The organism is Paraburkholderia sp. RL17-337-BIB-A, assembly GCF_046025895.1.
Taxonomy (GTDB): domain Bacteria; phylum Pseudomonadota; class Gammaproteobacteria; order Burkholderiales; family Burkholderiaceae; genus Paraburkholderia; species Paraburkholderia fungorum_C.
Genome location: NZ_JARESY010000002.1, coordinates 3,665,941 through 3,691,347 on the forward strand (window position 1 = coordinate 3,665,941; position 25,407 = coordinate 3,691,347).

A 25,407-nucleotide genomic window follows, 5' to 3' on the forward strand; every position below is an offset into this window, starting at 1 on the left:
ACCCTCACTGCAAAGCCATCGCCAGCACGCGCGCCACATGGATCGCGTCGACGCCCGCGCCATCATGAATCTGATGCCGGCAACTCGTGCCGTCCGCGACCATCAGCGTGTTGCCGTCGATCTTGCGCACCGCGGGCAGCAGTGAGAGTTCCGCCATCGCCTGCGATGTGGCGTAATGCTCCGCTTCATAGCCGAAGCTGCCCGCCATCCCACAGCATGACGATTCCACCGTCGACACCTTGAGGTCAGGAATCCAGTTCAGCACGGTTTGCACGGGCGTGAAGGCGTCGAAGGCCTTTTGATGGCAGTGGCCGTGTACCAGCGCCTGCCGCATGGCCAACGGTTTCAACGCAAGCTGCAAACGTCCGGCCTTCTCCTCGCGCACCAGAAACTCTTCAAATAGAAACGCCTGTTTCGACAGACGCTGCGCTTCTTCACCGAAGCCGTAGTGCAGAAACTCATCGCGCAACGACAGCAAGCACGACGGCTCCAACCCGACGATCGGTACACCACGCTCCACGAACGGTTTGAACAGATCGAGCATGCGCCGCGCTTCCTGCTTCGCTTCATCGACCAAACCGGCCGCGAGGAAGGTACGGCCGCAGCACACTGGGCGTTCGCCTTGGCGCGTATTGAAATGCACCGTGTAACCGGCGGCTTCCAACACCTGCTGCGCGGCGCGTGCGTTTTCCGGCTCCATGTTGTTGTTGAATGTGTCGACGAACAACAGCACTTCTTTCAGCGCGCCACCTTGAGCGGGTCTAGCCGCCGACGCATCCGCCAAAAACGACTTCCTGAAACGCGGCAGCGTGCGTTCAGGCGCGAAACCAATCGAACGCTTGAACCACGCCGACAACACCGGCACGTTGTCGGCCAGCGCCATCAGGCCCGGCATGCGACTCGCCGTCGCCGCATAGCGCGGCATGAACGCCACCAGCTTGTCGCGTAGACGCAGGCCGTGGCTTTTGACGCGCGCCGCCCGCGCCTCGATCTTGAACTTCGCCATGTCGACGCCCGTCGGGCAATCGCGCTTGCAGCCCTTGCATGAGACGCACAGGTCGAGCGTGTCCTTGACCTCGTCGCTGGCGAGTCCTGCTTCGCCGACCTGGCCGGAAATCGCCAGACGCAACGTGTTCGCGCGTCCCCGCGTCACATGTTGTTCGTCCTTGGTTACGCGATAACTCGGGCACATGGTGCCCGCGTCGAACTTGCGGCAATGGCCGTTGTTGTTGCACATCTCGACGGCCTTCGCTAGACCGCCTGCCAGATCGTTGCCGCTGCCCGGCTGCGTCTCCTGTCCCGTCAACGGATCGCGTTCGACGTTCCATGCGGACCAGTCGAGCGCGGTCTCGATCCGATGCACTTCGTAGCCCGGCGCAAAACGGAAATTGCGCGCATCGTCCATCTTCGGCGGACGCACGATCTTGTCGGGGTTGAAGCGATTATCGGGATCGAACAGCGCCTTGATCTCGCTGAACGCCTGGTTCAGACGCGGCCCGTATTGCCATGCGACCCATTCGCCGCGACACAAACCGTCGCCGTGTTCGCCCGAATAGGCGCCCTTGTATTCGCGGACCAATGCAGCGGCTTCCTCGGCGATCGCGCGCATCTTCACCGCGCCGTCGCGCCGCATATCGAGAATCGGCCGCACATGCAGTGTGCCGACGCTTGCATGCGCATACCAGGTGCCTTCGGTGCCGTTGCGGTGGAAGACTTCGGTCAAACGGCTCGTGTATTCCGCCAGATGCTCGAGCGGCACCGCGCAGTCTTCGATGAAGGAGACCGGCTTGCCGTCGCCCTTCATGCTCATCATGATGTTCAAGCCGGCCTTGCGGACTTCCCACAACGCTTTCTGCTCATTCGCGGCAGGCATTTCGACGACCGAATCGGGCAAGCCCAAATCCGCCATCAGTTCGGTGAGTTGCTTGAGCGACGCAAGTTGCTCGTCGCGGTTCTCGCCCGCGAATTCCACCAGCAGGATCGCTTGCGGCTCGCCGACCAGCGCCTTTTCGATCACCGGCCGGAAGGCAGGATTGCTCATCGCCAGATCGATCATCGTGCGATCGACCAGTTCAACGGCCACCGGTTTCAGCTTGACGATGTGCTGCGCGAGATCCATCGACTGCCAGAAGGTCGGGAAATTCACCACGCCCAGCGTCTTATACGCGGGCAGCGGCGCGAGCTTCAGCGTCAGTTGCCGGCTAAACGCAAGCGTGCCTTCCGAACCGACCAGCAGATGCGCGAGGTTCGCGACGCCGTCGTCGGTATAGGCGCGCGGGTTCTGACAATCGAACACATCGATGTTGTAGCCCGCTACACGGCGCAGCACCTTCGGTATGCGCTCGACGATTTCATCGTGCTCCCGCTCCGCAATCCGCTTCACGCCTTCGAATATTTGCTGCAAGCGCGCGCCTTGCGGCGCCTCGCGCAATGAGGCGAAACGTGCTTCGCTGCCGTCGGCGAGAATCGCGTCGATAGCTTCGACGTTGTGCACCATGTTGCCGTATTCGATCGAGCGCGAGCCGCACGAGTTGTTGCCGGCCATGCCGCCTATCGTGCATTGCGCTGCCGTCGACACATCGACCGGAAACCACAAACCGTGAGGCTTCAACCATGCGTTCAGATGGTCCAGCACGACGCCCGGTTCGACCGTCACCGTGCGCGCTTCGGCATCGAATGCGACGATGTTGTTCAGCCATTTGCTGGTGTCGAGCACCAGCGCTTCACCGACCGTCTGGCCGCATTGGCTCGTGCCCGCGCCGCGTGCGAGCAACGGTACTTTCTCGCTGCGCGCAATTTCCAGTGCAATGCGCAGATCGTCCTGATCGCGCGGTACCACCACGCCGATCGGCGTGATCTGATAGATCGACGCATCGGTCGCGTAACGGCCGCGGCTCGCGGCATCGAACAACACGTCGCCACGCAACGATTTGCGCAGATGCTGCGCCAGCGGCGTCATCAGTCGTGCGGCCGACGGCACCAGATGGATCGGCTTGACGAGTAAAGCGGAAGTGGGGTTCGTCATATCGTCGGCCTATAGAAATGCGGGCTAGTACAGCGTCAGGCTGAGCGGCGGGAGCCCTTCAATGTGCCCTCTCGCCGTGCCCGCGCCCTGCGGAAAAAAGATCCCGGTGTACGAACCGGTGGTGACGACCATCTCCGGCGTGACCGCGATACCGCGCGAGGTGGCGTGATTGACGAGCCATGTCAGCAGGCGTCGCGGATCGCCGGCCGGGTTGGCGGGCGTCTCCTTGACCACGTCGTCTCCCTCGAAGCAGAAACGCAGTTGCGGAGCAGCACAAGGAAAGTCCTCGCGATACGGCGTAAATTCGCCAACGATCAGCGCGCCGTGATTCTGCAAATCCGCGAGTTGGGCAAACTTGTCGACGTTGGGCCAGCCGGCGTAACGGCTCGCCACGATCTCGATGGTCGCGCCGAACGAGCCAATGCCCGCGCGCACTTCGGCTTCGCTATAAGGTGTTGTGGAGGGTTCGAAGCGGCGGCCAAAGCGGAATGCGATCTCCAGTTCGAGCCCCACCGGCGTAAAGGCTTCGCGCGGCAGCCGTGCGCCGTCCGCATGTAAATCACGCGCGGGCAACGGCGCGCCCTGGATCGGCCCGCTATCCGACTTCGCGCCGATCTTCCAGCCGCCGATCGGCGCGTCAAGTATGCGCAGGACTTCGTGCTGGATCGCGTAGGCGGCGGCGCCATCAGCGGGCGTTTGCTCGGGCGGCAACGCAGCGAGCGTCAGGTGCTGGCGGCGTGCATCGGCGAGACGTTGACTCAATAGTGTCGTCATTTCTTTAAAAGCGTAGTGAGGGGATAACGCATTGCGTTTATGCGCCCGCACCCGTCGTAACGTGTGCTTTGTCGGCCGCATTAAACTCGAATTTGCTTTCCGGCTGCATGCGAAGCGCGAGCACCACGCCGATCGCCATCAACAGCATGCTGCCGGCGAACGGCAACTCCCAGCTGCCGAAGTAGTCGATCAGAAATCCGCCGGCTACCGGCGAGATGATCGCGGCCAATGCCGAGCCGGTGTTCATCATGCCGCTCGCGGTGCCCGAGTATTCCGGCGCGATGTCCATCGGGATCGCCCACATCGGGCCGATCGTCATTTCGGCGAAGAAGAAACCCGACGCGAGACACGCCATCGACAGATACAGGCTGTGCGTGAACATCAGCGGAATGAGCGAGAGCAGACAGAACAGCATGCACACCGACACCATCCAGCTACGAGCACGTTTCAGGCTGCGGGTGCGCGTGAAGATCCAATCGGTCATGATGCCGCCGAGCGTGTCGCCAAGTACACCGGCAAAGAACACGACCGACGCGAAGATCGCCGATTTTTGCAGTTGCAGGTGATAGCTATGCAGGAAGTACTGCGGAATCCAGCTGAGAAACAGCCACAAAGTCCAGCCGTAGCAGAAGTACACGATCGTGACCGGCCACATGCGGCGAAACAATTTGCCCCACGGCACGGCGGCCACTTTCGGCTTCGGTGCGGGCAGAAATTCGAGTTCTTCGCTCGTGATACGCGGATGATCTTTCGGATGCTCGGTGAACGTGAACGACCACACCGCCACCCACAGCAGGCTGAACACGCCGCAGATATAGAACGATTCGCGCCAGCCCCATGTCGCCATCACCAGCACGATCAAAGCCGGTGCCACCGCATTGCCGATACGCGATGCTGCATGCGTGATGCCCTGCGCAAAGCCGCGTTTTTCTTTCGCGACCCAGCGCGCCATGGCGGAAGTGGCCGCGGGAAACGTGGCGCCTTCGCCGAAACCAAGCAGCACGCGCGCGGCCAGCAACGACGCCAGGCCGCCTGCAAGACCGGTCAGCAATGTCGCGACGCCCCAGATGGCGCCACAGAAAATCAGCGTGCGTTTCGCACCGAAACGATCGCTGACCCAGCCCCCGATGATCTGAAAAATCAGATACGGATACGCGAAGGCCGAAAACACCAGCCCCACTTCCGTATGCGAGAGCCCAAACTCCTTGCCGAACCCGGCGGCCGCGGTACTGACGTTGACGCGGTCCAGGTAGGTGATGAAGTACATGATGCTTAGCATCACAATAACGATACTAGTCGCACTGCTTACACGAAACCGCTTCATCGTCTCTCTCCGTTGCAGTCTATCGACGGCACGCCTGAAATGGCGTGCTGCGTCGTCGCCCGTCAGCGACGTACGCTGCGGGACCCTTGCATGGTGTTCGTGGGCCGCGTTCTATGCGCGGCTTCGTGAGGGAATTACCCCCCGCCTTCCTTGGCTGCGAGATGAGCTGTTGCCTGTTGCCTGTTGCCTGTTGCTACTGCTACCTGTTGCTACTGTTGCCTGTTGCTGCTGCTGGTTGTGTGGACGCGCTGACGCACCGATGCGCGTGGCGCCGTTCCGCGACTGCATCGAAGTGCGCCATAGCGCCGGCGGTTGCAGTTGCGTTGACGCACCACGCGTCCAAGTGCTTAAGCCGCGGCTTTCAGCCCCGAGGCTTGCGTCGGCTGACTCAGCCACTCCATAGCGGCAGGCAAGCCGCTTGCCTTGAGCGGCACACCCGCGATCCGCAGACCCATCTCGCAGCCGGCGAGTGTCGCCAGCAGCATCAGGTCGTTACAATCGCCGAGGTGGCCGATGCGGAACATGCGTCCTTTCATCTTGCCGAGGCCTGTGCCGAGCGACATGTCGAAGCGTTCGTAGATGACCTTGCGCACCGCGTCGGCGTCGATGCCCTCGGGCATCATCACGCCGGTCAGCACCGGGCTATACACAGCCGGATCCGCGCACTGGATCTCCAGGCCCCAGGCACGCACCGCACGGCGGGTGGCTTCGGCGAGACGTGCGTGGCGGGCGAACACGTTGTCGAGCCCTTCGCCGAGAATCATCTCCAGCGCCTCGTTGAGCCCGTACAGCAGGTTCGTGTTCGGCGTGTACGGCCAGTAGCCGGTCTTGTTCATTTCGACGATGTCGGTCCAGTCCCAGAAACTGCGCGGCAGTTTGGCCGCTTTGCTGGCGGCGAACGCCTTCGGCGAAATGGCGTTGAAGCTGATGCCCGGCGGCAGCATCAAACCTTTTTGCGAGCCCGACACGGTGACGTCCACGCCCCATTCGTCGTGGCGATAATCGGCGCAGGCGAGGCCCGAGATCGTGTCGACCAGCAGCAGCGCCGGATGACCCGCGGCGTCGATCGCGCGGCGCACGGCGGCAATATCCGACGTGACACCCGTCGAGGTTTCGTTATGGACGACGCACACTGCCTTGATCGCGTGCTGCGTGTCGGCGCGCAGACGTTCCTCGATCATTTGCGGCTGAACCCCACGCCGCCAGCCTTCGATGCCCGGCAGGCCGAGGAACTCCGGCTTCAGCCCCAGGCTTTCCGCCATCTTTTTCCACAGCGTTGCGAAGTGCCCGGTTTCGAACATCAGCACGTTGTCGCCGGGGCTCAGCGTGTTCGACAGCGCCGCTTCCCAAGCGCCGGTGCCGGAGGCCGGATAGATCACCACCGGCTGCTGCGTCTTGAAGATTTTCTTGATGCCTTCGAGCACCTTCAGACCGAGTTCGCCGAATTCGGGGCCGCGGTGATCGATGGTCGGGTAGCTCATCGCACGGAGAATGCGATCGGGCACCGGGCTCGGACCCGGAATCTGCAGGAAGTGACGGCCAGCGGGGTGAAAGTCTAACTTGAGCATTGAGTTTCTCCGATTGAATTTTGCATGCAAAAAACTATATCAGAGGATATGCGATAATCCAAAGGTCAAAATTGCCTGCTGGCACCGGTGTTTACCCCTGCTGTTAACTAATCTGTATGGTTCCGATAAAATCCCGCTTACATGGGTTGAGGGCTTTTGTATGCAAAATTCGGATTTCGCCGCGGGTGTCACCGCTTCCCCTCTGATGCCGAAGGTTGAGCGTCAGCGCTTGCACGACACGGTGGTGGAGCACATTCGCCGCTTTATCGTCGAGGGGGTGCTCGAGCCGGGCAAGAAGCTGAACGAGCGCGAGTTATGCGAGACGCTCGGGATTTCGCGCACGCCGTTGCGGGAGGCGTTGAAGGTGCTGGCTGCGGAAGGGCTGATCGAGATTTCGCCGAATCGGGGCGCGTCGGTGTCGAAGATGTCGGAAGCGGAGTTGCGCGAGACCTTCGAATTGATGAGTGGTCTTGAAGCTTTTTCCGGCGAATTGGCGGCGGAGCGGATGACGGCCGCCGAGCTTGCCGAGATCAAGGCATTGCATTACGCGATGCTGGCTTGCCGGACGCAGAACGATCTGGCGGGGTATTACAGCCGTAACCAGGCGATTCACGACAAGATCAATGAAGCAGCGAGGAATTCGGCACTGCGGCAGACTTATGTGGCGGTTAATCGACGCCTGCAGGCGTTACGGTTTCGGTCGAATTTTCAGGTCCCTAAGTGGGATAGTGCGATTCATGATCATGATGAGATGTTGAAGGCGCTCGAGGCGCGGGATGGGAAGAAGTTGAGTGCTATTTTGCGGCAGCATTTGCTGGATAAACGGGATGCGGTTTTGCAGGTGCAGTCGAGGGAGGAGGTGGCGGCTTCGCCGCTGAAGGCTTAAAGGGTTTTTTTTGCCTGCGCGGGGCTTGTTATCTATATGCCTGCGGCGTTGGCCTTTCCTTGGATTGCTGGCCCGCTCGGCGCTTGCTATCTGTTTGCCTACGGCGTTGGCTTTTCCTTGAATTGCTGGCCCGCTCGGCGCTCGCTATCTGTTTGCCTACGGTGTTGGCCTTTCCTTGAATTGCTGGCCCGCTCGGCGCTCGCTATCTGTTTGCCTACGGTGTTGGCCTTTCCTTGAATTGCTGGCCCGCTCGGCGCTCGCTATCTGTTTGCCTACGGTGTTGGCCTTTCCTTGAGTTGATATCGGTCTATTAGCGTTGCCCCTGTGCGGGGCGGCACTTACTTTCTTTGCCGCCGCAAAGAAAGATAAGCAAAGAAAGCGGCTCACCCCGCCAGCTCATAAGCGGGTCCCCCGCACAGCTACGGTAGTGGTGCATCTGGAATCGGTGTTCTCGCACACTCCGCGTCAGTGACACAGCAGTCATACTTCCGGCGACGCTCCGCGCGCCGAAGACCACTTCATAAAACCACCCGCTACGTCTTGCCCCTCGCGTTCCGCCTAGTATCCTCGCGCGTTATTGCATTGCCATTGGATTGCCATTGCCATTGCCATTGCCATTGCCATTGCCGCTCTAGCCTAGCTCTAGCTGAGACTTCGACTTCGACTTCGACTTCGACTTCGACTTCGACTTCGACTTCGACTTCGACTTCGACTTCGACTTCGACTTCGACTTCGACTTCGACTTCGACTTCGACTTCGACTTCGGCTTCGGCTTCGGCTTCGGCTTCAGCTTTGGCTTTGGCTTTGGCTTTGGCTTTGGCTTTGGCTTTGGCTTTGGCTTTGGCTTTGGCTTTGGCTTTGGCGTTGGCGTTGGCGTTGGCGTTGGGTACGAGTGTGGGTGCGGGTGCGGGTGCGGGTGCGGGTGCGGGTGCGGGTGCGGGTGCGGGTGCGGGTGCGGCACCTCGACATTGATTCGAAGCGGGGGTTTGCTGATGAGTGCGGAGGCGCATCGCCGAGGCGAAGCCGATGGCTCCCACGGCGCGTGAACGAAGCCCCTGATTTCCCATGCATACCCATCCGCGACGCACGCAGTGCGGAGTGGGAGCTGATGACGGCCTGGTCACTAACGCCGAATGTGCGATGGCACGGATTCCAGATGCACCACTACCGCGACTGTGCGGGAGCCCCGCTTATGCGCTGGCGGTGTGAGCCGCTTTCTTTGCTTATCTTTCTTTGCGGCGGCAAAGAAAGTAAGTGCCGCCCCGCACAGGGGCAACGCTAATAGACCAATACCAATTCAAGGAAAGGCCAAAGAGTCAGATCAAGAAAAGACCAACGCCGCAGACATACAGATAACAATCGCCGAGCAGGCCAGCAATTCAAGGAAGGCCCAACGCCACAAGACAAACAGACAACAAGCGCCGCGCAGGCCCAAACCCCACCATGTGATAAAAAGAAACCCCAAAGTCTTGCCACTCACCGAGGCCCCCTCATGTCCTCCGTCATGGCCTTCAACCTCGTCCTCCTGTCGCTCGCCGCGATGATCGGCCTCCAGCTACTCGCCAAGCGGCTGCAACTCCCACCCGCAGCGGCACTTCTAATCGGCGGGGCGGCAATGGCCTTCGTCCCCGGGCTCCCCCCCGTCAATCTCGATCCCGAACTAGTCCTGATCGTGTTCCTGCCGCCACTCCTCATGGACGGCGCGTACTTCTCCGTATGGGAAGAGTTCAAACACAACCTCGGCGGCATCCTGCTGCTCGCCATCGGCGCCGTCGCCTTCACAACCCTCGCGGTCGGCCTGGTCGTGCATTGGGTCGTGCCGACGCTACCATGGGGCGCATGCTTCGCACTCGGCGCGATCGTCTCGCCACCTGACGCGGTCGCCGCCAAGGCCGTGCTGGAGCGCGTCGCACTACCGCGTCGTTTAATGGTGCTACTCGAAGGCGAGAGCCTGCTCAACGACGCCGCCGGCATCGTCCTGTTCCGCTTCGCCGTCGCGGCCGCACTGACCGGCACGTTCAGCGCACAACATGCCATCGGACGGTTTGCAGTGCTCGGGCTGGGCGGCGTCGCGGTGGGCATCGCAGTCGGCTTTCTGGTCGTCCGGTTGCTGCGCTATCTCGACGACGCGTACCTGATCATCACCGCATCCGTACTCTCCGCGTGGATTAGCTATATCGCAGGCGACATGCTGGGCGTGTCGGGTGTCATCGCTACGGTCAGTTGCGGCATGGTGCTCGGCTGGCATCAGCACGAAGTTTTCTCGGCCTCGGTGCGTATGCGCGGCACAGCCTTCTGGCAGGTTCTGATCTTCCTGATGGAAGCCTTGGTGTTCATTCTGATCGGGCTGTCGTTGCGCGGCGTGATCGTGCGGCTGGGCGGCGTCGGCGATGCGTTGACCGCATTTGCACCCGCCGTCGGCGCGGTGATCGCAGCGGTCGTGCTGTCGCGCTTCGTGTGGGTGTTCGCCGTCGAATCTTCGAAAGGGCTGCTGTGCAAACTGATGCGGCGCAAAGATGCGCCGCCGGACTGGCGCTCGGCCACCGTCACGAGTTGGGCGGGTATGCGCGGCGTGGTCACGCTTGCCATCGCGCTATCCTTGCCTGAAACGATGCCCGGCCGCGATCTGATTCTGGTCGCCTCGTTCGCGGTCATTCTGGTGACAGTGCTGGGTCAGGGCACGACGATCGGACCGCTGATCAAGTGGGTCAATCCGGACCACTCCTCCGAACGAAACGCAGAGCATCTGACCGAACCGCAGGCGTGGGCACGACTGGAGGCAGCGCAATTCGCCGCGATTCAACCGCTGGTGCATGGACCGGATGATGAAGTAATTCATCCGCGATTGCTGGAGCAATACAGCTATCGCGCGCGCATTACCGAGACCCATCAAGACGAGGCCGCCTTTCCTTGGGACGCTCGCGCGGAGCATTACGACGTGATTCTGGCCGCCATCTCCGCAGGACGCACCGAACTGCTCAAGATGCATCGAACGGGTCTGATTCATGATGAACTGCTGACCATCCTCGAACACGATCTGGATTTGCAGGAGATCGCAGCGCTGCATGGCAGAGGCTGACGGTCATGTCGCGCGGCGGCGGCGCTTTCGTCCATGCAACTGCCGCCGTCAAAGTGCTGCATCCTTTTGCCGTAGCGAATCAGGCAACCCGTACAACACAATCAACGCGCAAACCAGGCTCATCGCGCCGATCACGTACAACGCGGGCGTCGTACTACCGGTCAGATCCTTCACCCGGCCGACCATCACAGGGCTGACAATCCCGCCAAGCTGGCCGAGCGTGTTGATCAACGCAATCCCGCCGGCTGCGCCCGCGCCCGTGACCAACTTCGGCGGCAGTGCCCAGAACGCCGGAATCGAAGCAACCACCCCAGCGCCCATCACCGCCAATGCGACAACCAGCAACGTAGTCTGCTTGTCGAAGAACCCGGCGGCAAAGAATCCAACCGCCGCCATCACCAGCAATCCGAAAACAAACTTACGCCGCTCGCCGCTCGCGTCAGACAGCCGCCCCACCACGACCATGCAGATCGCACCGCACACATAAGGCACTGCCGTCAGCAAACCAATTACCGTCGGATTGTTCGTGCCCGCGACGCGAATCAAATGCGGAGCCCAGAAATTCAAGCCGTACGATGCCACCTGAATCAGGAAGTACACCAGGCCCAAGGTCAAGAATCCTGGCGTCCTGATTGCGCCGAGCAACGAATGCCCTGTGCCAGGATGCCGGCTTTGCTGCGCAATCTGCGCCGTCAGGAAGGACTTCTCCGTCGACGACAACCACCCCGCATCCTCGATCCGATCCTTCAGCAGCTTCAACACGAGATAGCCGAGTAAAACGCACGGCAGCCCGCCAAGCAGGAACAACCAGTGCCAGCCCGGCATGCCAAGCACGCCGTTCATATGGCCGATCACCAGCCCCGCGAGCGGTGCGCCGACCAAACCGGAGAACGCGGACGCCAGAAACAGCATCGACGTAATGCGTCCGCGGTAGCTCGGCGGAAACCACAGTGTGAGGTAATACAGCACGCCCGGCGCAAAGCCCGCTTCCATTGCCCCGATCACAAAGCGCAGTCCATAGAACTGCCATTCGTTGTTGACGAACACCATCGCCGCCGTCGCGAGGCCCCATGAAATCATGATCCGCGCAATCCAGCGACGCGCGCCAACCTTGTACAGAAACAGATTGCTCGGTACCTCGAACAACACATAGCCGATCACGAAGAGACTCGCGCCGAGACCATACGCGGTATCGGAGAGTCCGAGGTCGCTTTGCAACTGGAACTTCGCGAAGCTGATATTGATGCGGTCGAAAAACGCGAACAGGTAGCAGACCATGATCAGCGGCATGAGCCGCCACGCTACTTTGCGGATGATTGCCACTGCGTCGTCCGCGCTGTACTCACGGCCGCCGCTTGCGACTGCGCCAAGGTCACTCATGCTTGTCTCCAATGCCGGCTTCGGCGATGCCGTCCGGTCGTGTAATCAGTTAGGGAAGTGTCAGATCTGTAGAACGTATTCGGGCACGGGGTGCAGGTCGCGGTTACGGCCGGCCTTCGCGAGTTGTCCGGGCACGTCATGGCCGAGCAGCGCAGGCAATCCGCGCGACAACGCGAGCAACTTTTCCAGGTCGATCGCAGTCGGGATGCCGATTTCGTCACACATATTCACGAGGTCTTCGGTGCAGATGTTGCCGGAGGCACCCGGTGCGAACGGGCAGCCGCCGAGGCCACCCAACGCTGCGTCGAAGCGGCGCGCGCCGGCTTCGTAGGCGGCCAGCACGTTGGCAAGACCCAGACCGCGCGTGTTGTGGAAGTGCAGCGTGAGCGCGGAAGCCGGCAGTCGCTCAAGCACGCGCGTGACTAGCCGCGAAACCTGGCGCGGATTCGCCATGCCGGTCGTATCGGCTAACGTGATGCCCTGTATGCCCATCTCGCGATACGTATCGACAATGCCGATCACGCGGTCTTCATCGATCTTGCCTTCGAACGGACAACCGAACGCGGTCGCCACCGAGGCATTCAGCAACACGCCCGAAGCCTTGACGTGGTGCACGATATCGCCGAACGCCGCCAGCGACGCCTCGCAACTCATCCGCATATTGGCGCGGTTGTGCGTCTGGCTCGCCGACATCACCAGATTCAGTTCATCGGCACGCGAGGTCAGCGCGCGTTCGGCGCCCTTCAGATTCGGAATCAGCGCAACGTAGATCACGCCCGGATGACGCTCGATCTGCTGGAACACGGCTTCGCCGTCGCGCAAGGCCGGAATCGCTTTCGGCGAGACGAACGAGCCCGCCTCGATGCGCGTGAAGCCCGCAGTGGAAAGCGCGTTGATCAGCGCGATCTTGTCGACGGTTTCGACCCATGTGGGTTCGATCTGCAAGCCGTCGCGCGGCGCGACTTCCTGCACGATCAGCTTGTCGAGATTCGTGTCGCTCGCTTTCATTGCACGGCTCCCTCGCGGCGCAGCCGCTCGATATCTTCGTTGGCGAATCCGAGTGCGCTCAGCACGCTGCCGGTGTGCTCGCCCAGTGTGGGACCTTGCCAGTGCACTTCGCCCGGCGTGTCCGACAGCTTCGGCACGATGCCCGGCATCTTCACCGAGGCGCCGCCGGGCAGTTGCGTTTGCAACAACATGTCGCGCGCCTGGTAGTGCGGATCGGCGACGATGTCGGCCACGGAATAGATGCGTCCCGCCGGCACTTCAGCGCGTTCGAGCGCGGCGAGTACATCGTCGGTGGAATGGTGTGACGTCCATGCGGCAATCGCCTGATCGAGCAGCGCGCATTGCTTCGCGCGGCCGTCGTTGTGGGCCAACGCAGGATCGTCGGCGAGATCGGCGCGGCCGATTACCTGCATCAGGCGCTTGAAGATGGGATCGCTGTTGCCGGCGATCACGACATAGCCGTCGTCTTCGGTCGGATAGGTGTTCGACGGCGCGATGCCGGGCAACGCGCCGCCGCTGCGCTCACGCACGTGACCGAGCAGGTCGTATTCGGGCACGAGGCTTTCCATCAGATTGAATACGCTTTCGACCAGCGAGACGTCCACCACCTGACCTTCGCCTTGTCCCGTCTTCACGCGCAACAGCGACATCAGCGCACCGATCACGCCATGCAGCGAAGCAAGTGAATCGCCAAGGCTGACACCGACGCGCGCCGGTGCGCCATCCACTTCGCCTGTCGTATAGCGGATGCCGCCCATCGCTTCACCGATCGCGCCGAAGCCTGGCCGGTCGCGATACGGGCCGGACTGGCCGTAGCCGGAGATGCGAACCATCGTCAGCTTGGGATTGATCGCGTGCAGCACGTCCCAGCCGAGGCCGAGCTTTTCGAGCGCGCCGGGGCGCAGATTTTCGATCACGACGTCGGCATCGGCGGCGAGCCGCTTGACGATGTCGATACCGTCCGCCGACTTCAGGTTCACGCAGATCGATTTCTTGTTACGCGACTGCAGATACCACCACAGCGAGGTGCCCTCGTGCAGCTTGCGCCATTTGCGAAGGGGGTCGCCGGTGCCGGGGGCTTCGATCTTGATGACTTCGGCGCCGAACTCGGCCATGAGGCGCGCGGCAAACGGCGCGGCGATGAGGGTTCCGATCTCGATGACGCGGATACCCTGGAGGGGTCCACCCATAATGCTGTCTCCCATGCTGGTTTCGTGTTGAGAGACAGCTTAGGAGCAGCACTCCAATGGCGTCCAACCGCAATTCGCCAACGACCGTTCGCGAACGGCGAACGCTCAGGTCCCGGCGGCGGCCAGCGGGGCTTCGGACGCCTCGATCGAACGCAAGTGGTCGAACAACAGGCGGCTCACTGGCGACAGTGCCTCGACGTCGCGCACCACCAGCACCAGGCTGCGTTCGGACCATTCGTCTTCCAGCGGCACGCCGACGAGGCCAAGCGAGCGGCCCATGAGCTGATACACCTTCAGCGGCAAGACGCCGACGCCCATGCCGGCCTGCACCATCCGGCAGACCGCGTCGAAACCCGGCACGTGGATGCGCAAGCGCAACGGCTTGCCGGCCTGGCGCGCGGCCATGTGGGTGCGGGCGTTGATCGAACTGGCCGCGTGCAGGCCGACGTGATCGCCGTCCAGGGTTTCGGCGAAGGCGATGCTGGCGCGCGCGGCCAGCGGATGGTCGTCGCGCATCACCAGTACCAGCGAATCGTGCCGATAGTGCGCAACGTGCAGATCGCGCGTGTCGGCGTCGCCGGAACAGATGCCGAGGTCGGCGAGGCTGTCGTCGACGGCTTCCACCACGCCGCCGCTCGGCCGCTCTTCGAGATCGAGCTTGACGCGTTCGTGCTGCAACTGGAAGGCGCGCAAATCCTCCGGCAGAAACTCGACAATCGCCGAGAGGTTGGCCATCATCCGCACGTAGCCGCGCACGCCGCTCGCATGGCCGGCCAGTTCGATACCGATGTTTTCGATGTCGCGCATCACTCGGCGCGCGTGATGCAGCAGCGTTTCGCCGGCGGGTGTCAGCGTCATGCCGCGCGCGTTGCGCTGGAAAAGCGTGGCGCCGACTGCCTGTTCGAGTTCGAGCAGGCGTTTGCTCGCGGCGGATACGGCAATGGCCTCGCGCTCCGCGGCACGCGTGAGCGTGCCTTCTTCGTAGACGGCGAGGAAGAGTTGGAGCGTGGTGAGGTCCAGCCTTCGTAGAAGGTTTTTGATTACCATAGCGGGGCGCCGCGTGGTTGTGCAATGCGCCTATTTTGACGCCTGGTGCGAAAATAGGTGCGGGCCCCGGCCTAACCCCATTCCTTCCAGGACGACTGCCGCGGCCTGCGGATTCCGTCCATTGTCAAAGGAAATCATTCGATGCCTACCGTCGCGATCGCGATCTTTCCCGGCGTACAGGCGCTCGATGTCGCCGGTCCCGTCGATGTATTCTCCGAAGCCAATCGATTCGTCGCGCCGCAAGAGCGCTATGAGGTCGCGCTGGTCAGCGCGGAGCCCGGTCCGCTACGCGCGTCCAACGGCATGGCGCTCATCGCCGACGCCACCTTTGAGCAGATGCGCCGCCCTTTCAACCTGGCGTTGGTGGCGGGCGGACCTGCGCTGCCCGACGGCGAGGCGTCTGATCCACGGTTACTGGATTGGCTAACAGACGCTGCCACCCAATGCGAGCGCTACGGCTCGATCTGTACCGGCGCTTTTGCGCTCGGCCACGCCGGACTACTCGACGCGCGCAATGTGACGACGCACTGGCAACACGCGGCACAACTCGCCGCGCAATTTCCGCAAGCGCGCGTCGATTTCGACCGCATCTATCTGCGCGACGGCAAGCTCGTGACTTCAGCGGGCGTCACGGCGGGCATCGATCTGTCGCTTGCGCTCGTAGCGGAAGATCACGGACCCCACACGGCGCTGGCCGTCGCCAAGCGCCTCGTCGTGTTCGCCCAGCGACAAGGCGGCCAGTCGCAGTTCAGCCCCTATCTCACGGCACCGGCCGACGAAACCTCGCCGGTCGCCAAAGTTCAGGCCCACGTAATGGAGCGGATTCGCGAGAGCTTTACGGTGAAGCAACTCGCCGATGTCGCGGGAATGAGCGCACGGAATTTCGCGCGCGTGTTCGTGCAGGAGACAAACGTGACGCCGCACGAATTCGTCGAGCGCGCTCGCGTGGATGCGGCTCGTAAGTTGCTCGAAAGCAGTGGCGCGGCGCTCAAGGCGATTGCTTACGACTGCGGCTTCGGCACCGCGGACCGGATGCGCATTGTCTTCTCGAGACGGATTGGCGTGACGCCGATGCAGTATCGCGAGCGCTTCCGCTCTAATTGAATGCGGCGTGGAGAGGACTTGAAGGGATCAGGACCGCATGAACGCGGCTCGCGGGTTGCTGATGGGCAGCCGGAATGCGGCTCGAAAAACCGCCTCGCTGCAAGCCGTAAATATGGCGTGAGAAAATAGCGGCCCCGTCAAGCCAACGACCCCAAGTAAACAACATGACCTCTTCTTCTCCGATCCGCGCGATCGTCACCGGCCATACTCGCGGCCTCGGTGCATCCCTTGCTGAACAACTGCTGGCGCGCGGCGTCGCGGTGCTGGGTTTGTCCCGCTCGCGTCACGCTACGCTGAAAGACCGTTTCCCCGCCCTGCTCGAAGAAATCGAACTCGAACTTGCCGACCCTGCGCGCGTCGCGCAGTGGGTCGCAACCGATGCACTGCGCGGCTTCGTCAGCGGCGCGCAGAGCGTACTGTTGATCAACAACGCGGGCACGGTGCAGCCGATCGGTCCGATGGACGGCCAGAATGCCACGGACATTGCAACCGCCGTGAGCCTGAACGTGGCCACGCCGCTGATGCTGGCGGCCGCCGTCACCACAGCCAGCGTCGACGCAACCGACCGGCGCATCGTGCATATTTCCAGCGGCGCGGGGCGCAATGTCTATCCCGGCTGGAGCATCTACTGCGCGACCAAAGCCGCGCTCGATCATCACGCACGCGCCGTGGCACTCGACGCGAATCGTGCGCTGCGTATTTGCAGCCTCGCGCCGGGCGTGATCGATACGAACATGCAGGCGGAAATTCGCGGCAGCGGCGCCGAGCAGTTTCCGCTGCGCGAAAAATTCGAAGACCTCAAGCGCAACGGCCAGTTGGCGACGCCCGAACAATGCGCGACCCAACTGCTCGACTACGCCTTCAGCGATGCATTCGGGCAAACGCCCGTGGCCGATATTCGCGAGGTCGCGAAGCAAGGCTGACGCGGCAAGCTGTACGCTCCCGTAAAACCTCACCTTTCGGCTGACACGCCGATAATCGCACGCCGGGCGCAACAGTCATCGCGTCGCGCTCGGCCGTCCCAATCTCGCCGTGCGGCACGAACACATAGCCGCGCTGCCACACCGTTTGGACATAACGCGGCTCCGAAGAATCGATTTCGATCAGACGGCGTAGACGCCAGATCGAAACATCGAGGCTGCGTCCTTGTGGCTTGCGGGGATAACAAATCCGCTGACCGCTTGTCGTCCGCATCGCCATCTTCCCGGTATGCAAGTGTTTTCAAAGGCGGAGTGGCCCCCTGAGTTGGCAATTTCTTCCCGACTCCTTCAGTACGGAACGTAGTACTGGACGGCGCGCAAAGTCGCTGTACGAGGCGAGCGTCTGGTCCCGAAAAGTCTCACCTTTAGCGCGGAGCGGTCGGGGCCAGGCGCGAAGCGCACATCGGGTAGCTCCCGAAAACGCTCACCTTTCGAGTTTGGGGGCAGGCCGCAAAGGCATGCTGGGCGTGGCGCCGAAGGTTCAGAACAGGCCACTCCCGCAAACCCTCACCTTTGGATGGGTCTGAGTAATCTGCATACCCAGGTAAGAGCTGGTGCGGGCCGGGCGGTGCGAGCGGCGCTTGCGCTTACCGCTCACGCCTCCTCCTCACCGATCGACGCCTCATACGGCCATTCCACCGCGCCCGAGTGCGTCACCGCGCCGAGATTCGCCGGCCGCACCAGCGCTTCGTACTTCTCCAGCACGCCGCCCAGGCGGCCACGCGTGAACGGCACCGTCTCCTTGCTGCGCCGCGCGAGTTCCTCATCGCTCAATTCGACGTCGAGCGTGCCTTTGTGCGCGTCGATATGAATCCGGTCGCCATCTCTTAGCAAACGAATCGGGCCGCCGGCCGCCGCTTCCGGTCCTACGTAGCCGATACACATGCCGCGCGTCGCGCCCGAGAAACGGCCATCGGTCAGCAACGCGACTTTCTCGCCCATTCCCTGACCGTAGATCGCCGCCGTCACGCTGAGCATCTCGCGCATACCAGGGCCGCCCTTCGGCCCTTCGTTGCGGATCACAAGGACGTCGCCTTCCTCATAGGTGCGCTTCGATACGACCGACATGCACGCCTCTTCGGTTTCGAACACGCGCGCGCGGCCGCTGAAGACCAGTGACTTCAATCCCGCCGTCTTCAGGCACGCACCGTCCGGCGCGAGATTGCCGCGCAACACCACCAGCCCGGCGTTCTCGCTGAGCGGCTCGTTATGCGGACGAACGACACGTCCATCAGGACCCGCAAACGCCTTCAAGGCGGTTTCGAGCGTTTCGCCGGTTTGCGTCAGCGTATCGCCATGCAGAAACCCGCCCGCGAGCAGCGCGTTCAGCACCGCGGGCACGCCGCCAACGTGATACAGATCCAGCGCGAGATACTTGCCGCCCGGCTGCAAATCGCCAATCAACGGCGTGCGGGCGAGCACCTCGGACACATCGTCCAACGTAAAGCGGATGCCCGCTTCATGCGCGATCGCCGGAATGTGCAGTGCGGCATTGGTCGAGCCGCCAGTCGCGGCCACCGCGGCGCACGCATTCTCCAGGCTCTTGCGCGTGACCAGATCGCGTGGCAGCGGACCGCCGTTTTTCAGCGTGTTCATCACCGTTTCGCCGGCACGCCGGGCAATCGCAATACGCTCGCTGTATACGGCGGGCACCATCGCCGAGCCGAGCGGTGCGAGACCGAGCGTTTCGGCGACCATCGCCATCGTGTTCGCGGTGAATTGCCCGGGACAGGACCCCGCGCCTGGCGTGCAGCGCTTCTCGATGCCGCGCAGGGTTTCGAGCGACATGTCGCCGCGTTGCGCCGCGCCGACGGCCTCGATCGCGGTCAGGATCGTCGCCTGTGTGCCGTCCGGTGCGATGCCCGGCAGCATCGCACCACCGAACAGAAACACGCCCGGCACGTTCACCCGCACCATGCCCATCAGAATGCCGGGCAACGTCTTGTCGCAACCCGCCACGCCGACGAACGCGTCGTAGCAATGCGCGCGTACGAACACCTCGACGCTGTCCGCGATGATCTCGCGCGACACGAGGCTAAAGCGCATGCCCGAATGATTCATCGAGGTGCCGTCCGAGACCGAGATCGCCGAGCCGCGAATCGGCACACCGCCGCCCGCCGCGACGCCGAGGCGCACGTTGTCGGAAACGGCTGCGAGCGACATCGAACACGGCGTGTTTTCGCCGAACGTATCGACAATCGCGACGAAGGGTTTTTCGATCGCGGCGTCGTCCATGCCGGTCGCCCGCAGGAACGCGCGATGCGGCGTGCGCGTGATGCCTTCGGTGACGGTACGCGAACGGTGCTTGTGGAGATTGCTCATGGTTTTTCCTGTACGTGTGCGTCTGCTATGCGTTCAGCCGTTCAGCCGTTCAGCCGTTCAGCAGCATGCCGTTCTCGGCGGCGATCACTTGACCGGTCATCGAAGGCGCATGCGCAACGATGAACCACGCAAGGTCGGCGATCTCAGCGGGCTGCGATACACGCTTGAGCGGTGCGACCTTCGTCATGCTGTCGACGATCTTCGCGTACGCTTCGTCGCCGAGCACGCGGCGCGGCAAGCCATCGTCCACCATGCCGGGCGCGAGCGCATTCACGCGAATGTGCGGGGCGAGATTGCGCGCAAGCGAGAGCGTTAGCGTATTGACCGCGCCCTTCGAAGCCGCGTAAGCAATGGAAGAACCCGTGCCGTTCAGCGAAGCCAGCGACGAAATATTGATCACCGCCGCGCTGTGCGAAGCGGTCGACGAATCGCGCAGCACAGGCACCGCGGCGCGCGTCATCTGAAACATGCCGATCAGGTTCACGCGATACACGCGCTCGAATTCCAGATCGTCGATGGCGGCCAGGTCGCCGTGCGGAATGAACCGCGTCGTGCCGGCGCAGTTGACGAGCGCGTCGATGCGCTGCCACTTCGAGGCCACCGCATCGACCGCTTTTACACACGCGGCGTCGGAACCGACATCGGCATCGAACACCAGCGTCTCAGCGCCGAGTTGCCGGCATTGCGCTTCGACAGCCAGCGCCGCTTCACGCGTGCTGTCGTCGAAGTTGCCGATCGCCACCGCCCAGCCGGCGCTCGCAAAGCGCAACGCGGTGGCCGCGCCGATACCCGTGGCCGCCCCGGTGACCATACAAACCTGCTGCGTCATCCTGCTCTCCTCATGCTGTTTTGCGCGTAGCCGGCATTGCCATGACAATCACCGCGGCCAGCACCAACGCGCAGGCGAGCACGATCATGCCGGGCAGCAACGTGCCGGTCGTGTCTTTCAGGAAGCCGATCACGTACGGACTCACGAAGCCCGCCAGATTGCCGGTGCAGTTGATCACCGCGATGGCCGCCGCCGCGCCCACGCCGCCCATCAGCGCGGTCGGAATGCCCCAGAACACCGGCGCAATCGAATTGATGCCGATCGCCGCGACCACCAGCGCCGCCATGGAAAGCCATACGTGTTGACCGAGCAGCACCGAGGCCAGCATGCCGGCGGCCCCCAGCACGGCGCACACGGCCACGTGCTTGCGCCGTTCGTCGTGCTTGTCGGCGTGACGTGCGATCAGGATCATCGCGATTGCACTGATCAGCGACGGCACCGCCGACAACAGACCGATATTCGCCACGCTCACCACACCGCTTGCGCGGATCATGGTCGGCAGCCAGAAGACGAGTCCGTAGTTGCCCATCGCGATGCAGAAATACAGCAGGCCGAGCAGCCACACCTTCGGATTGGTGAACGCGCCGCGTACCGTTTGATGCGCGCGAGTCTGCGCATCGGCTTCGAGGTCATGTGCGAGCAGCGCTTTTTCCTCTCGGTTCAGCCAGCTCACCGACTCGATGCGATCGTGCAAGACAAAGAACGCCGCAATGCCCACCACCAATGAAGCGATCCCCTCGATCAGGAACAGCCACTTCCAGCCGGCGAGGCCATGCACGCCTGCCAGTTGCTGCATGATCCAACCCGACACCGGACCGCCGATCGCGCCGGACACCGGAATCGCCGCCATGAACAGCGCAATGATCTGCGAGCGCCGGTTCGACGGAAACCACGTCGACAGATACAGCACGATGCCTGGAAAGAAGCCCGCTTCGGCTACGCCGAGCAGAAAGCGCAGCACGTAGAACGAGGTCGCGCCGCTCGCGAACATCGTCAGACACGAGACGATCGACCACGTGACCATGATCCGCGCGATCCAGATGCGTGCGCCAACGCGATGCAAGATGAGGTTGCTCGGCACCTCGAAAATGAAATAGCCGAGAAAGAAGATGCCGGCGCCCGCGCCGTACACGGTCTCGCTCAACGAGAGATCGGTGAGCATCTGCAACTTGGCGAAACTCACATTCACGCGATCGATATACGCGACGATGAAGGCGAGAAACAGAAACGGCACGATGCGCCAGGCGAGCTTGCGATACAGCGCCGCGCGTTCAGCGGATTCCACCGGTTCCGACGGTTCATCAGGCACAGCGGGCCGCTCGGCGCCGCCGTATAGAGGGGTGCTCATGCATGTCTCCTTCCGCGCGCTTGAATACGCGCTGTGGTCGCGGCGATGCGGCGCATGGAGCGGCTCCGGTTATACCCTGAGTCATGTGATCGAAGCGTACCTGCTATCCTCGAGCCACCCGCTTCACGCTCTACCGTCCTGCCGATATTGAAGATTAGCCGGATTAAGCGCCGTACGGCAAATCACCGTTTCGACGCAGGTCATTACCGTTCAGTTATGCGCATCGAATCAACACTGATGACAACCACCGAAAACGACGCAATCGACCGCTTCTTTCGCAGCGGCCTGAAGCTGCCGCATCTGCGCATCCTGGTGAGCCTTGCGGAGCTTGGACAGGTGACGCGGGTCGCGGCCGCCTTCCACGTGACACAGCCGGCCATTTCGAAACAGATCGGCGAAATCGAGGAGGCGCTTGGCGTGCCGGTCGCGCGACGGGTCGGCAATGCGGTCGAGTTGACCAGCATCGGTAAAGTGATGGCCCTGCGTGGCCGCGAAATCCTGCGGCACATTGAACTCGCGCGCCGCGACGTCAGTGCGCTGACCACCGGCACGGCCGGGCACGTGCGCCTCGGCGCGGTCGCCACGATTCCGCAGCCGCTGATCGCGCATGCGGTCGAACTGTTCATGCGGCGCGCGCCTTGGGCGACGCTGTCGTTCACGGAAGCAACGCTCGACAAGCTAATCAAGATGCTCGATGAAGGCGAGCTCGATCTCGCGCTCGGCCGTAACCGGATCACCGGCAACGCTGGTGTGTTGAGCCAGCAGACCTTGCTTCGCGAGCCGTTCGTGTTCGTCGTGGGTGCGAGACATCCGCTCGGCAAGGTGGATATGCCGGTGAGCTGGAACGATCTGCGCTCGGCGCGCTGGATTACGCCGCTGCGCGGTTCACCCGCTTTCGCGACGCTGGCGGAGGCGTTAGCGGAGCACGGCATTCCGCTCGATCGCGGCGCGGTCGAATCGAGTTCGTTGACGTTGAATCTGTCGCTGCTGATCGGTGGCGACTTTGCGTCGATTCTGCCGCTCTCGGTCGCGCGGCATCATGTGAGCCGTGGACGCATGCGCGTATTGCCGCTCGCGCCGCTCGAACCGCTGGGCGAAGTCGTGCTGGTGTGGCGCGCGGATACCGCTGCGCCGGCGGCGGATCTGTTCAGCGAATGCTTGCGGGAGTCGTCGTCGGAATTGCTGGAGGGTGAGGCGGAGTGATGGGGCGCGGCTCACGTATCGCGATTGTGCGCCGCCTCCCGAATGTTCTCACCTTTGCGTTTTTTGAAGGCATTTGGAAAGCCTTCGGAAGGCCGGTTGCCAGCAAGGCAACCGGCTCGTTCATACAGGCAATCAGAACTTGTGACGGATGCCCACCACCGCCAATTCCTGGCTGTTGGTGCCTGAATTCACGCCGTAACTGCCGATCGAGGCTTGCGCGCTCACCACCTTGCCGCTCGCGTTCAACGTGTTGCCGCTCGCCTTCTGGTAGCCCGCCAGCGCGTACAGTTCGGTGCGCTTCGACAGCGCGTAATCCGCACCGAGGTTGACCTGGTTGTAGTGCGCCGAGCTCGGACCGGTGAGCGACGTGTAGTTGTAGCCCACACCGGTGCGCAAGGCCGGGGTGATCTGATAGTTGAAGAACACCGAACCGTTGTTGAACTTGGCCGTGTCGTGGAACGCGGAGAACGCGTCGTTTGCGTACTGCGTGTTCGAGTAAGCTGCACCGATGGTGGCCGCGCCGATCACGTATTGTCCGCCGACACGCACGATCTGAATCGACTTCGCGCTCGCAAAACCCGAGTTGATCACCGTGTTGAACAGCGAATCGGAACTGCTGGTCCACGTGCGCACATTCGCCGTGGTGGTGTTGCCGCCGTTCGCGTAGAAATAGCCTGCGCCGAGCGACAGCGGCCCATTCGCATAGGCCGCGCCGAAGCTGTATGTCTGACCGCTGCCGGTTGCACCGGCCACGCCGCCCACGCCGTACAGTGCTTCGACCTGGAAGCCGGCAAACAGCGGGCTCACATACTTGACCGAGTTGCTCACACGCAGACTGTTGTCGTAGTTGTCGAGGTCGCCGGGCGAGGCGAACACGCCGCCGAAGTAGTTGTCTTCAGTCAGGCCTTGAACCAGATCGACGATCGGGTCGTATTGACGTCCCAGCGTAACCGCGCCCCACGTACCGCTCGAGAGGCCGACCACCGCCTTGCGCCCGAACTCGCGACTGCCTTGACCCAGCGCACCCGTGCCGACGTTAAAGCCGTTCTCGAGCTGGAACACCGCGGCAAGTCCGCCGCCCAGGTCTTCGGTGCCTTTAAGACCCCAGCGGCTGCCGGACATATTGCCGCTACTGAACTTCACGAGCGTCGATTGATTCTGGCCATTCGCGCCTTGTGCGTTGTGCACATAAGCAATACCGGCGTCGACGATGCCGTACAGCGTGACGCTGCTTTGCGCCTGAGCGCCGGCAGCGAGCAGAAGGCCCGCGTGCAACGCAAGGAGAGAAAGTCGTTTCATTTTCAAATTCCCGTATCAATGTTTTATTTGTTTAAAACTGGCGAAACGATACGAGACGGCTTTGCGTCGGCAAACCAACTAATTCTTCGATGAATATGAAAGCGACAATCGCGCGATGGCTTCTAAGACGACACGCTTACGCAGGTTGAAGCGATGTCACGCCGGAACGGCGGACAATTCGGAGGGCGCGTATTTCGAGGTCGCGAGGACTTCGGCGGGAACGGGAACGTGCGCGCGCCGCACTAGCGCGCCGCTGCGGAACATCAGCAGATCGCCCGGCTCGCAGGCGGTCCAGACTTCATCGGTGAGCGGTGTGGTGGCGATCACCGCCGTGCGATCGGCCGGCGTGCCACGCTCCGCGAAATCCACCGTCAGATCGCCGTCGACGAGACGCGCGCTCGAAAACGGCCAGTGACGTATCACGTATGAAAGACGCGTCGAGCAATACGCGAATTGCGCTTTGCCGTTCGAGAGCACGAAGTTGAAAATGCCATACGGGTTCAGCGTGCGCGTTGCCTGTTCGATCACGTCGAATGCGGCGTCGATGTCGTCCACGTCCGCTTGAGTGGCGAAACGCGCGTAGAGGCGATTCATGATGAAGCAGAACGCCGCTTCGCTATCGGTCGCGCCGACCGGTGCAAACGGACCTTGCTCCGTTTCGCCGAGCGGTTGCAGGTCGCCGTTATGCGCGAACACCCATTGCTGGCCGCGCAGTTCGCGCATGAAGGGGTGGCAGTTCTCCACGCGCGCGCCGCCTTGCGTCGCTTTGCGGATATGCGCGACAACATTGCGCGACTTGATCGGATAGCTCTTCAGAAACTCCGCCACCGGCGACTGATACGCGGGCTTGTCATCGACGAACACGCGGCACGCGCGGTCTTCGTAGAACGCCACGCCCCAGCCGTCCACATGATGATCGGTGAGCCCGCCGCGTGCGGCAAAACCCGTCAGCGAGAAACTGACGTCGGTGGGTTCGGCGCAGCTGAGGGCGAGCAATTGGCACATGTTCGCAGACTAGCGTGTTTCCACCGCCGCCGTTAT

General features: G+C 62.3%; 19 protein-coding genes and 1 pseudogene. 5 read left to right on the forward strand and 15 right to left on the reverse strand.

The window, feature by feature from the left end; translation table 11 throughout:
• Positions 1-4: 4 nt before the first annotated feature.
• The 4 genes from P0D84_RS36970 to P0D84_RS36985 form a co-directional block, all read right to left on the reverse strand.
• On the reverse strand, positions 5-3,025 hold the full coding sequence (locus P0D84_RS36970) for an FAD-binding and (Fe-S)-binding domain-containing protein (RefSeq protein WP_408345544.1): 3,021 nt from the start codon (positions 3,023-3,025) through the stop codon (positions 5-7).
• A 24-nt stretch (positions 3,026-3,049) separates the two neighbouring features.
• The gene (locus P0D84_RS36975; RefSeq protein ID WP_408345547.1) at positions 3,050-3,799 is read right to left on the reverse strand and encodes a 2-keto-4-pentenoate hydratase; all 750 of its coding nucleotides are present in this window, start codon (positions 3,797-3,799) and stop codon (positions 3,050-3,052) included.
• Positions 3,800-3,836: 37 nt separating this feature from the next.
• Positions 3,837-5,123 carry an MFS transporter gene (locus P0D84_RS36980; RefSeq protein ID WP_408345549.1) on the reverse strand — a complete coding sequence of 429 codons (1,287 nt, stop codon included), beginning with the start codon at positions 5,121-5,123 and terminating at the stop codon, positions 3,837-3,839.
• Between the two features lie 347 nt (positions 5,124-5,470).
• Complete coding sequence (locus P0D84_RS36985) at positions 5,471-6,691, reverse strand: pyridoxal-phosphate-dependent aminotransferase family protein (RefSeq protein ID WP_408345552.1); 1,221 nt, start codon at positions 6,689-6,691, stop codon at positions 5,471-5,473.
• 160 nt (positions 6,692-6,851) lie between these two features.
• Between P0D84_RS36985 and P0D84_RS36990 the strand changes: the two genes are divergently transcribed.
• Positions 6,852-7,577 (forward strand): GntR family transcriptional regulator, encoded by a 726-nt coding sequence (locus P0D84_RS36990; RefSeq protein ID WP_408346320.1) that lies wholly within the window; start codon positions 6,852-6,854, stop codon positions 7,575-7,577.
• A gap of 533 nt (positions 7,578-8,110) precedes the next feature.
• Here the strand turns inward: P0D84_RS36990 and P0D84_RS36995 are convergent.
• On the reverse strand, positions 8,111-8,644 hold the full coding sequence (locus tag P0D84_RS36995; protein WP_408345555.1) for a hypothetical protein: 534 nt from the start codon (positions 8,642-8,644) through the stop codon (positions 8,111-8,113).
• A gap of 425 nt (positions 8,645-9,069) precedes the next feature.
• Here P0D84_RS36995 and P0D84_RS37000 point away from each other — a divergent pair, with 425 nt between their 5' ends.
• Entirely contained in the window at positions 9,070-10,656 is a 1,587-nt protein-coding gene (locus P0D84_RS37000) for a Na+/H+ antiporter (RefSeq protein ID WP_408345558.1), read from the forward strand.
• Between the two features lie 48 nt (positions 10,657-10,704).
• Here the strand turns inward: P0D84_RS37000 and P0D84_RS37005 are convergent, their stop codons facing one another.
• The 4 genes from P0D84_RS37005 to P0D84_RS37020 form a co-directional block, all read right to left on the reverse strand.
• On the reverse strand, positions 10,705-12,036 hold the full coding sequence (locus tag P0D84_RS37005; protein ID WP_408345561.1) for an MFS transporter: 1,332 nt from the start codon (positions 12,034-12,036) through the stop codon (positions 10,705-10,707).
• Between the two features lie 60 nt (positions 12,037-12,096).
• A complete protein-coding gene (locus tag P0D84_RS37010) occupies positions 12,097-13,044 on the reverse strand; it encodes a hydroxymethylglutaryl-CoA lyase (protein ID WP_408345564.1) in 948 nt (315 codons plus the stop codon).
• The gene (locus P0D84_RS37015) at positions 13,041-14,234 is read right to left on the reverse strand and encodes a CaiB/BaiF CoA transferase family protein (RefSeq protein ID WP_408346323.1); all 1,194 of its coding nucleotides are present in this window, start codon (positions 14,232-14,234) and stop codon (positions 13,041-13,043) included. Before P0D84_RS37015 ends, P0D84_RS37010 begins: the two co-directional genes overlap by 4 nt.
• A gap of 105 nt (positions 14,235-14,339) precedes the next feature.
• Positions 14,340-15,281, reverse strand: coding sequence for a LysR family transcriptional regulator (locus P0D84_RS37020; protein ID WP_408345567.1), 942 nt, complete (start codon positions 15,279-15,281; stop codon positions 14,340-14,342).
• 141 nt (positions 15,282-15,422) lie between these two features.
• Here P0D84_RS37020 and P0D84_RS37025 point away from each other — a divergent pair, with 141 nt between their 5' ends.
• Both P0D84_RS37025 and P0D84_RS37030 read left to right on the forward strand, forming a co-directional pair.
• Positions 15,423-16,385 carry a GlxA family transcriptional regulator gene (locus P0D84_RS37025; protein WP_408345570.1) on the forward strand — a complete coding sequence of 321 codons (963 nt, stop codon included), beginning with the start codon at positions 15,423-15,425 and terminating at the stop codon, positions 16,383-16,385.
• A 164-nt stretch (positions 16,386-16,549) separates the two neighbouring features.
• Entirely contained in the window at positions 16,550-17,308 is a 759-nt protein-coding gene (locus P0D84_RS37030; RefSeq protein ID WP_408345573.1) for an SDR family oxidoreductase, read from the forward strand.
• Positions 17,309-17,387: 79 nt separating this feature from the next.
• On the opposite strand, the pseudogene P0D84_RS37035 reads toward P0D84_RS37030, so the two are convergent.
• From P0D84_RS37035 to P0D84_RS37050, 4 genes and pseudogenes are all read right to left on the reverse strand, one after another.
• Positions 17,388-17,534: pseudogene (locus tag P0D84_RS37035) on the reverse strand (winged helix-turn-helix domain-containing protein); the annotation flags it as partial.
• A gap of 425 nt (positions 17,535-17,959) precedes the next feature.
• Entirely contained in the window at positions 17,960-19,687 is a 1,728-nt protein-coding gene (gene ilvD, locus P0D84_RS37040; protein ID WP_408345576.1) for a dihydroxy-acid dehydratase, read from the reverse strand.
• 49 nt (positions 19,688-19,736) lie between these two features.
• Positions 19,737-20,516, reverse strand: coding sequence for an SDR family NAD(P)-dependent oxidoreductase (locus P0D84_RS37045; RefSeq protein ID WP_408345579.1), 780 nt, complete (start codon positions 20,514-20,516; stop codon positions 19,737-19,739).
• 10 nt (positions 20,517-20,526) lie between these two features.
• Positions 20,527-21,864: an MFS transporter gene (locus P0D84_RS37050; protein ID WP_408345582.1), complete on the reverse strand. Its 1,338-nt coding sequence runs from the start codon at positions 21,862-21,864 to the stop codon at positions 20,527-20,529.
• Positions 21,865-22,101: 237 nt separating this feature from the next.
• Here P0D84_RS37050 and P0D84_RS37055 point away from each other — a divergent pair, with 237 nt between their 5' ends.
• A complete protein-coding gene (locus tag P0D84_RS37055; protein WP_408345585.1) occupies positions 22,102-23,067 on the forward strand; it encodes a LysR family transcriptional regulator in 966 nt (321 codons plus the stop codon).
• Between the two features lie 132 nt (positions 23,068-23,199).
• On the opposite strand, the gene P0D84_RS37060 is transcribed toward P0D84_RS37055, so the two are convergent.
• Complete coding sequence (locus P0D84_RS37060) at positions 23,200-24,366, reverse strand: porin (RefSeq protein WP_408345588.1); 1,167 nt, start codon at positions 24,364-24,366, stop codon at positions 23,200-23,202.
• A gap of 156 nt (positions 24,367-24,522) precedes the next feature.
• Entirely contained in the window at positions 24,523-25,371 is an 849-nt protein-coding gene (locus P0D84_RS37065) for a class II glutamine amidotransferase (protein ID WP_408345591.1), read from the reverse strand.
• Between the last annotated feature and the right edge of the window lie 36 nt (positions 25,372-25,407).